This window comes from Corallococcus sp. AB049A, from assembly GCF_003668885.1.
Classification (GTDB): domain Bacteria; phylum Myxococcota; class Myxococcia; order Myxococcales; family Myxococcaceae; genus Corallococcus; species Corallococcus interemptor.
In genome coordinates this window covers 1-7,062 of the sequence record NZ_RAWL01000433.1, presented here as the reverse complement: position 1 = coordinate 7,062, position 7,062 = coordinate 1, and the positions used below count along the sequence as shown (strand labels likewise).

Annotated in this window: 7 protein-coding genes; 2 read left to right on the top strand and 5 right to left on the bottom strand. The window is 69.9% G+C overall.

The window, feature by feature from the left end:
* The first annotated feature begins 345 nt into the window (after positions 1-345).
* Positions 346-1,308, top strand: coding sequence for an isopenicillin N synthase family oxygenase (locus D7X55_RS32575; protein WP_120551007.1), 963 nt, complete (start codon positions 346-348; stop codon positions 1,306-1,308).
* Here D7X55_RS32575 and D7X55_RS32570 read toward each other — a convergent pair.
* Positions 1,301-2,227 (bottom strand): hypothetical protein, encoded by a 927-nt coding sequence (locus tag D7X55_RS32570; RefSeq protein ID WP_147470288.1) that lies wholly within the window; start codon positions 2,225-2,227, stop codon positions 1,301-1,303. The two genes, D7X55_RS32575 and D7X55_RS32570, sit on opposite strands and share 8 nt — an antisense overlap.
* A 96-nt stretch (positions 2,228-2,323) precedes the next feature.
* Here D7X55_RS32570 and D7X55_RS32565 point away from each other — a divergent pair, with 96 nt between their 5' ends.
* Complete coding sequence (locus D7X55_RS32565) at positions 2,324-3,361, top strand: carbon-nitrogen hydrolase family protein (RefSeq protein WP_121725094.1); 1,038 nt, start codon at positions 2,324-2,326, stop codon at positions 3,359-3,361.
* Here D7X55_RS32565 and gatB read toward each other — a convergent pair.
* Genes gatB through D7X55_RS32545 form a run of 4 tightly spaced genes read right to left on the bottom strand, consistent with a single transcriptional unit; the run spans position 3,358 to position 6,962 of the window.
* Complete coding sequence (gatB, locus tag D7X55_RS32560) at positions 3,358-4,803, bottom strand: Asp-tRNA(Asn)/Glu-tRNA(Gln) amidotransferase subunit GatB (protein WP_121725093.1); 1,446 nt, start codon at positions 4,801-4,803, stop codon at positions 3,358-3,360. The genes D7X55_RS32565 and gatB overlap by 4 nt on opposite strands.
* Before the next feature lie 28 nt (positions 4,804-4,831).
* Positions 4,832-6,295, bottom strand: a complete 1,464-nt coding sequence (gene gatA, locus D7X55_RS32555) for an Asp-tRNA(Asn)/Glu-tRNA(Gln) amidotransferase subunit GatA (protein WP_121725092.1) — start codon at positions 6,293-6,295, stop codon at positions 4,832-4,834.
* A gap of 6 nt (positions 6,296-6,301) precedes the next feature.
* Positions 6,302-6,589 carry an Asp-tRNA(Asn)/Glu-tRNA(Gln) amidotransferase subunit GatC gene (gene gatC / locus D7X55_RS32550; protein ID WP_014394213.1) on the bottom strand — a complete coding sequence of 96 codons (288 nt, stop codon included), beginning with the start codon at positions 6,587-6,589 and terminating at the stop codon, positions 6,302-6,304.
* 25 nt (positions 6,590-6,614) lie between these two features.
* Positions 6,615-6,962, bottom strand: coding sequence for a zf-TFIIB domain-containing protein (locus D7X55_RS32545; protein WP_120551002.1), 348 nt, complete (start codon positions 6,960-6,962; stop codon positions 6,615-6,617).
* Positions 6,963-7,062: the final 100 nt, after the last annotated feature.

Genomic DNA, 7,062 nt, shown 5'->3' with positions numbered 1-7,062 from the left:
GGTCCCCACCAGCGGATCCACCTCCTCTGTCGCGGCCACGGCGGCCGGTGCCTCCACGGCCTTGCCGGGACCGCCCCCGGCCTCCCGGACGAGCGTGTCGCACGACGTCCCCTCGCCATGTCCCCGCCCGCACGCAGAACACGTGCGCTCGTTCCTCGCCACTTCGGCCATACAGCCCCCCCTGGCCAATTCCCTGCCCAATCTGCACATCCCGGAAGCCCGGCATCCACTGCCGCCAAGGGTGGGTGTCGCAAAGTGAGGGGGCATCCAGCCCCGGGGCCGGGGTGACGGTTGGGCGGCGGACTGCGACGTGTCAGGAAGGTGTCACGCGGATAGGATGCGCGCATGTCCCGCTCGGCCCGACGCATCCCCACCGTGAACCTGTCCCACTACCGCTCCGGCAATCCCGAGGAGCGGGCCCGCTTCGTCCAGGTCTTTGGCGACGCGCTCAAGGAGTTCGGCTTCGTGACCGTGGAGGGCCACGGCGTGGATGACGCCCTCATCCGCCGCACCTACACGGACGTGGAGCGCTTCTTCCAGCTGCCGGAGTCCACCAAGACGCGCTACGCGGTGCCGGAGCGTCCGGGGCAGCGGGGCTTCATGGCGTTTGGCCAGGAGCACGCGAAGAACCGCAAGGTGGGGGACCTGAAGGAGTTCTGGCACGTGGGCCGGGAGCTGCCCGTGGGCCACCCGTACCGCGAGGACTATGGCGCCAACGTGTGGCCGGAGGAGGTGCCCACCTTCCGGGAGCACACGCTGACGCTCTACCGGGAGCTGGACGACGCGGCGACGGTGATGCTCCAGGCGCTGGCGGAGTACCTGGGCATCGCGCGCAACACGCTCAGCGACATGACGGTGGACGGCAACTCCGTGCTGCGGCTCATCCACTACCCGCCGCTGAAGGACCGCTTCATCCCGGGCGCGGTGCGCGCCGCGGAGCACGAGGACATCAACTTCATCACGCTGTTGTGCGAGGGCACGGCCGGCGGCCTGGAGCTGCTCACGCGCGACGGCGAGTGGATCCCGGTGGACACGCTGCGCGGGCAGATTGTCGTGGACTCGGGCGACATGCTGAGCCGGGTGATGAACGGCGTCATCCCGTCCACGACGCACCGGGTGGTGAACCCGCCCAGCCCGGAGCAGGACACGGTGCGCTACTCCATGCCCTTCTTCGTGCACCCGTTCTCCGACTGCATCCTGAAGCCGCTGCCGCAGACGGAGACGCCGGACAACCCCGCGCGCCACCCGCCCATCACCGCGGACGCGTTCCTCAAGCAGCGCCTGCGCGAGCTGGGCTTCCTCAAGTAGCCCCCGCGCGGGCAGTCAGTTCGTCCATGTGCACGCGGAAGTGGCGAGTCCCTTCCGCGCCGTGGAGCCAGGCGCCCCGGCCCTTGAGCCACGAGGGCTGCCACGCACGGCCCGTCTCGTCCGTGAGGACGACGCGGGCCAAGGGGCCCAGGCGCTGGTGGCCCCGGTCGTACAGCGTGAAGAGTTGGAGCTCGCAGGCCGCGTCGTAGCCGCCCCCGAACAGGACGTGCGTGCCGCTGACGACGATGGCGTGCGCGCCTCGCACCGGAGAGTTCCAGACCGTGGAGCGCTGTCCGGGCCGCATGCGCACGAGCGGGAAGTCCGTGTAGCTGTAGAACCAGGTCTCCTGCTCCGACGCGACGTTGAGCGCGTAGCAGTCCACGATGATCTGCTCTCCGGGCAGCGCCATCCGCACGCCGCTCTCCTGCCGCTGTCCCAGCGCATCGAAGCGCACCAGGCCGTCCTCACCGATGGGCCGCTGAGGCCCCTCACCGCCCCAGCCCCGGTTCCCGAAGACGCCCTCGTCGAAGTAGCTGACCCAGAGCTGTCCATCGGACGTCGTCTGCACGTCCGCGATGCCGTCGCCCAGGGTCAGCTCCCGCAGCAACAGGCCTTCCGGCGAATAGACGTGGGCGTTGCGCTCATGCTGCTTCTCGGAAAGGTAGCGGCACCGCGCGTTCACGAGCAGCACCTCCCCGTCGGGAAGCGGCTGGACGTAGTCGAAGTCCGGGGCGCCGGCAGGCAGCGTGAAGCGCTCCCAGAAGTCCCACGCGTCCGCGAAGTGAAGGACCTCGTCGTCTTCCGCGAGCCACCACACGGTGTTGTCGGGCGCCACGCCCCGGGCCTTCGCCTTGCGTCCCGCGAGCGCCTCCGCCGTGTCGACGAACGCGTGCACCTCGACCTGGAGTGTCCTCTTCATGCGCATCACGGCCCCGACGGTGGCACTCCCGGAAGCTGACGGTCCATCGCCGGGAGGCTCGCGTGCCCTTGGGGCGGGTGTCATCCTCGCGGCACCGTGGCCACCTCCCTCGACCTGTTCGCCATCCAGCCGCGCGTCACGCTCGACGACTACGCCTCGCCGGAGACCTTCGCCGCGCATCACCGGGCGCTGGCGGCCCGCGTGGACGCGCTGCGCCCCCGGGACGCTTCGGGCCGGCCGTTGAACCCCGCGCTCGCCGTCTGGCCGGAGATGGTGGGCGCGGCGCTGGGGCTGATGGGGCACCTGCCGCGCGTGCGCAACCGCAAGACGACGAACGGCGCGATGACGCGCGTGGCGCTCGCGGAGTGGCTGGGCATGTTCCGCACGTGGAGCGCCTTCCACCCGCCGACGCTGGAGGAATGCCTCTACGCCACGGTGGCGCCGCGCGTGCACCGGGCCATGTACGGGACCTTCTCCGGCATCGCGCGCGGCTTCGGCCTGTGGGTGGTGGCCGGCAGCGCGCTGTTGCCCATGAACCGGCTGGGCCCGGACACGCCCGAGTACGAACCCGCGGGCGCGCGCACCTTCAACACCAGCTACACGTTCTCACCGGAGGGCCACTGCGTGGCCGTCACGCGCAAGGTGAACCTGGTGCCCACGCAGGAGGACGTGCTGCACCTGAGCCCGGGCCGCCCGGAGGACCTGCCCGTGCTGGACACGCCGTTCGGGAAGCTGGGGACGCTCGTCTGCTACGACGGCTTCCGCGAACCCCACACGTCCGGCGAACCCTACTTCGTGCCCTGCGCGCAGTACCTGGACGCGCTGGGCGTGGAGGTGCTCGCGCAGCCGTCCGCCAACGCGTGGAGCTGGGACGCGCCCTGGGCCTTCAACGCGCCGGGCGAGACACAGCTGCGCCGCGAGCAGTGGTTCAACGAAGGCCTCTTCACGCAGCTGCGCACCCTGAAGCGCGTGCGCTACGCGGTGAACCCGCAGCTCACCGGCGGCTTCTTCGACAACACCTTCGAGGCGCCCTCGCTCATCCTGGAGCGCCGGGGACCGGACGACGTGCACGTGCTCGCCCAGTCCGCGGATCCGCGCGGAGAGGACGTGCTCCACGTCACCGTGCCCCGCTAGTCCCCCAGCTTCTTCTTGAGCAGCTCGTTGACGAGGCCGGGGTTGCCCTTGCCCTTCATGGCCTTCATCACCTGGCCCACGAAGAAGCCGTACACACTCTTCTTGCCGGCCTTGTACTTCTCCACCTCGCCCGCGTTCTTCGCGAGGATGTCGTCCACCACCGCTTCGACGGCGCCCACGTCGCTGACCTGCGCCAGGCCCTTCTCCGCGATGATGTCCGCGGGCGCGCGGCCCGTGCGGAACATCTCCCCGAGCACGTCCTTCGCCGCGTTCGCGGACACCGTGCCCTTCTCCACCGTGGTCAAGAGCTCGCCCAGCTGCGCCGGGGTGAAGCGCAGCGCGGAGATGGGCGTGCCCTCCTCCTTGAGCAGGCGGCTCAGCTCCCCCAGGAACCAGTTGGAGAGCTTCTTCGCGTCGGAGACGTGCTTCGCGCAGGCCTCGAAGAAGTCCGCCAGCGGGCGCTCGGCGGTGAGGATGCGCGCGTCGTAGGCCGGCAGGCCGTACTCGCTCATGAAGCGCGTGCGCTTGGCGCGCGGCAGCTCCGGCAGCGACTGCCGCTGTGAATCCCGCAGCGCGTCCGACACCAGGAGCGGCGGCAGGTCCGGCTCCGGGAAGTAGCGGTAGTCGTGCGCGTCCTCCTTGGAGCGCATGGACCGCGTGACGCCCTTGTTCACGTCCCAGAGGCGCGTCTCCTGGTCCACCTTGCCGCCGGACTCGATGACGTCCACCTGGCGCGCCGCTTCGTACTCGATGGCCTGCTTGAGGAAGCGGAACGAGTTGAGGTTCTTCAGCTCGCAGCGCTGCCCGTACGTGGTGGAGCCCTTGGGCATCACCGACACGTTGGCGTCGCAGCGGAAGCTGCCCTCCTCCAGGTTGCCGTCGTTGACGCCCAGGTACACCAGCACGTCGCGCAGCGCCTTGAGGTACTCCACCGCCTCGTCCGCGTCGCGCAGGTCCGGCTCGCTGACGATCTCCATCAGCGGCACGCCCGCGCGGTTCAGGTCCACCAGGCTCTGCCCCGCGGAGGCGGACGCGTCGTGGATGCTCTTGCCCGCGTCCTCCTCCAGGTGGATGCGGCGCACGCGCACCGTCTTCTCACCGGAGGGCGTGTCGATGACCAGCTCGCCCCACTCGCAGATGGGCTGATCATACTGGGTGATTTGGTAGCCCTTGGGCAGGTCCGGATAGAAGTAGTTCTTCCGGCTCCACACGCTCGTGGACTCCACCGTGCACCCGAGCGCCAGGCCCGTGCGCACCGCGTACTCCACCACGCGCTGGTTGAGCACCGGCAGCACGCCGGGCATGCCCAGGCACACCGGGCAGGTGTGGTGGTTGGGCTCCGCGCCGAACGCGGTGGAGCAGCCGCAGAAAATCTTCGACTGCGTGAGCAGCTGCGCGTGGACCTCGAGTCCGATGACCGTCTGGAAGTCGCTCAGGGGCATGGCGGTGTCACCCGTGTGTCCGCGCCCGCTAGACGGGGGCGGCGCGGCGGAAGAAGTCGTGCTCGCGCTCGAACGCGCGGGCGATGCGCAGCAGGCGGGCCTCGTCGAAGGGGCGCCCCAACAGCTGCATGCCGATGGGCAGCCCGCCTTGAGTGAAGCCGCACGGCACGGACAGGCCCGGCAGGCCCGCCAGGTTGCACGGCAGCGTGTAGACGTCCATCAGGTACATGGACAGCGGGTCGTCCACCTTCGCGCCCAGCTTGAACGCCGGCACCGGCGACGTGGGCGACACGATGGCGTCCACCTGCTGGAACACCTTCGTGAAGTCCTCGCGGATGAGCGTGCGGACCTTCTGCGCGCGCAGGTAGTACGCGTCGTAGTAGCCGGCGGACAGCGCGTAGGTGCCCAGCATGATGCGGCGCTTCACCTCCGCGCCGAAGCCCTGCCCACGCGTCTGCGTGTACAGCTCCTTGAGCCCGCGCGCGTCCTTCGCCCGCTGCCCGTAGCGGATGCCGTCGTAGCGGGCCAGGTTGCTGGACGCCTCGGAGGACGCCAGCAGGTAGTACGTCGCCAGCGCGTACTTCGTGTGCGGCAGCGACACGTCCACCAGCGTCGCGCCCAGCTTCTCCAGCTCCTCCAGCGACGCGCGCAGCGTGCCAGCGACCTCCGGGTCCATGCCCTCCGCGAAGTACTCGCGAGGCACGCCCAGCTTGAGGCCGCGTACGCCGTCCTCCAGCCCCGTGAGGCAATCCGGCGTCTCCACGTCCGCGGAGGTGGAGTCCAGCGGATCATGCCGCGCGATGAGCTGGAACAGCGCCGCGGTGTCCCCCACCGTGCGAGCCATGGGGCCCGGCTGATCCAACGACGAGGCGAAGGCGATGACGCCGTAGCGCGACACCCGCCCATACGTGGGCTTGAGCCCCACGGTGTTGGTGAGCGCCGCGGGCTGGCGGATGGAGCCGCCCGTGTCGGTGCCCAGCGCGCCGAACACCTCACGCGCCGCCACCGCGGCGGCCGAACCACCGGACGAGCCGCCCGGCGTGCGCGTCAGGTCCCACGGGTTGTGGGTCGGGAAGTACGCGCTCGATTCATTGGACGAGCCCATGGCGAACTCGTCCATGTTCAGCTTGCCCAACAGCGGCAGGCCCGCTTCCTTCAGGAGGCGCACCACGGTGGCGTCATAGGGCGGGACGAAGCCCTCCAGGACGCGCGAGGCGCAGGTGGTCTCCACCCCTTGCGTGAGGAAGATGTCCTTGAGCCCCACGGGCACGCCGTCGAGCGCGCTCAGCGGGCTGCCGGCCTTGCGGCGCGCGTCGCTGGCCTCGGCGGCCTTGAGCGCCCCGGACTCGTCCACGCGCAGGAACGCGCGGACCTTGGGATCCACCTGGGCGATGCGCTGGAGGCTCGCGCGCGTGGCGTCCACGGAGGACACCTCGCGCGAAGCCAGCTTCGCCGCCAGCTCCAGCATCGACAGGTCGGTGAGCGACGACATGGCGGGCTACTCCAGGATTTTCGGGACCGCGAAGGCGCTGCCCACCTTCGCCGGCGCGTTGGCGAGCCCGGCTTCCGGGGGCAGCGACGGACGCAGCACGTCCTCGCGCAACAGCGAGGACGCGAGCGTCGCGTGGGAGGTGGGCTCCACCTGGCTCACATCGAGCGCTTCCAGCTCCGCCACCGCGTCCAGGACCGCGGACAGCTGGGTGGCATAGCGCTCCTCCTCCTGCGGCGTCAGTGACAGCCGCGCCAGGGTGGCCACGTGCCGGACCTGCTCGAGCGTGAGGGCCATGGGGAAGCCTCCTCCAGACGGGGGACTACGGGGTCGGCGGCGTGCGCTTGAACAGGTTGAGGATGGCGCCCATCACCTTGCCGCTCCCCTCGTGGCCGTGCTGCTTGATGACCTCGTCCAGCTCACCCGCGTCCAGCCAGACGCCGTGGCAGTTGAAGCAGCTGTCCAGCTCCACGTTGCCCTGCTTCAGCGTCTGCAGGTCCATGCCGCACTTGGGGCACTTCATGTAGTGCAGCTGCTTGAGCGACTCGCGCTGCTGGGCGGCCATCTCCTTGGACTGCTCGAGGGCCAGCTTGCGCTTGGCTTCAATCTCCTCGCGCGCGAAGTAGTCGTCTTCGTTGTGGGAGGGCTTGTCAGGGGTCACGTTGGACATGGTCTTGGGTTCTCCTTGGCGGCAGGCACCATACCTTCTCGCCGCGGGGACGCGCCCGAAATGTAGGCCCTGCTGCCGCCTCCTCGAGGCCCCCTTGGAC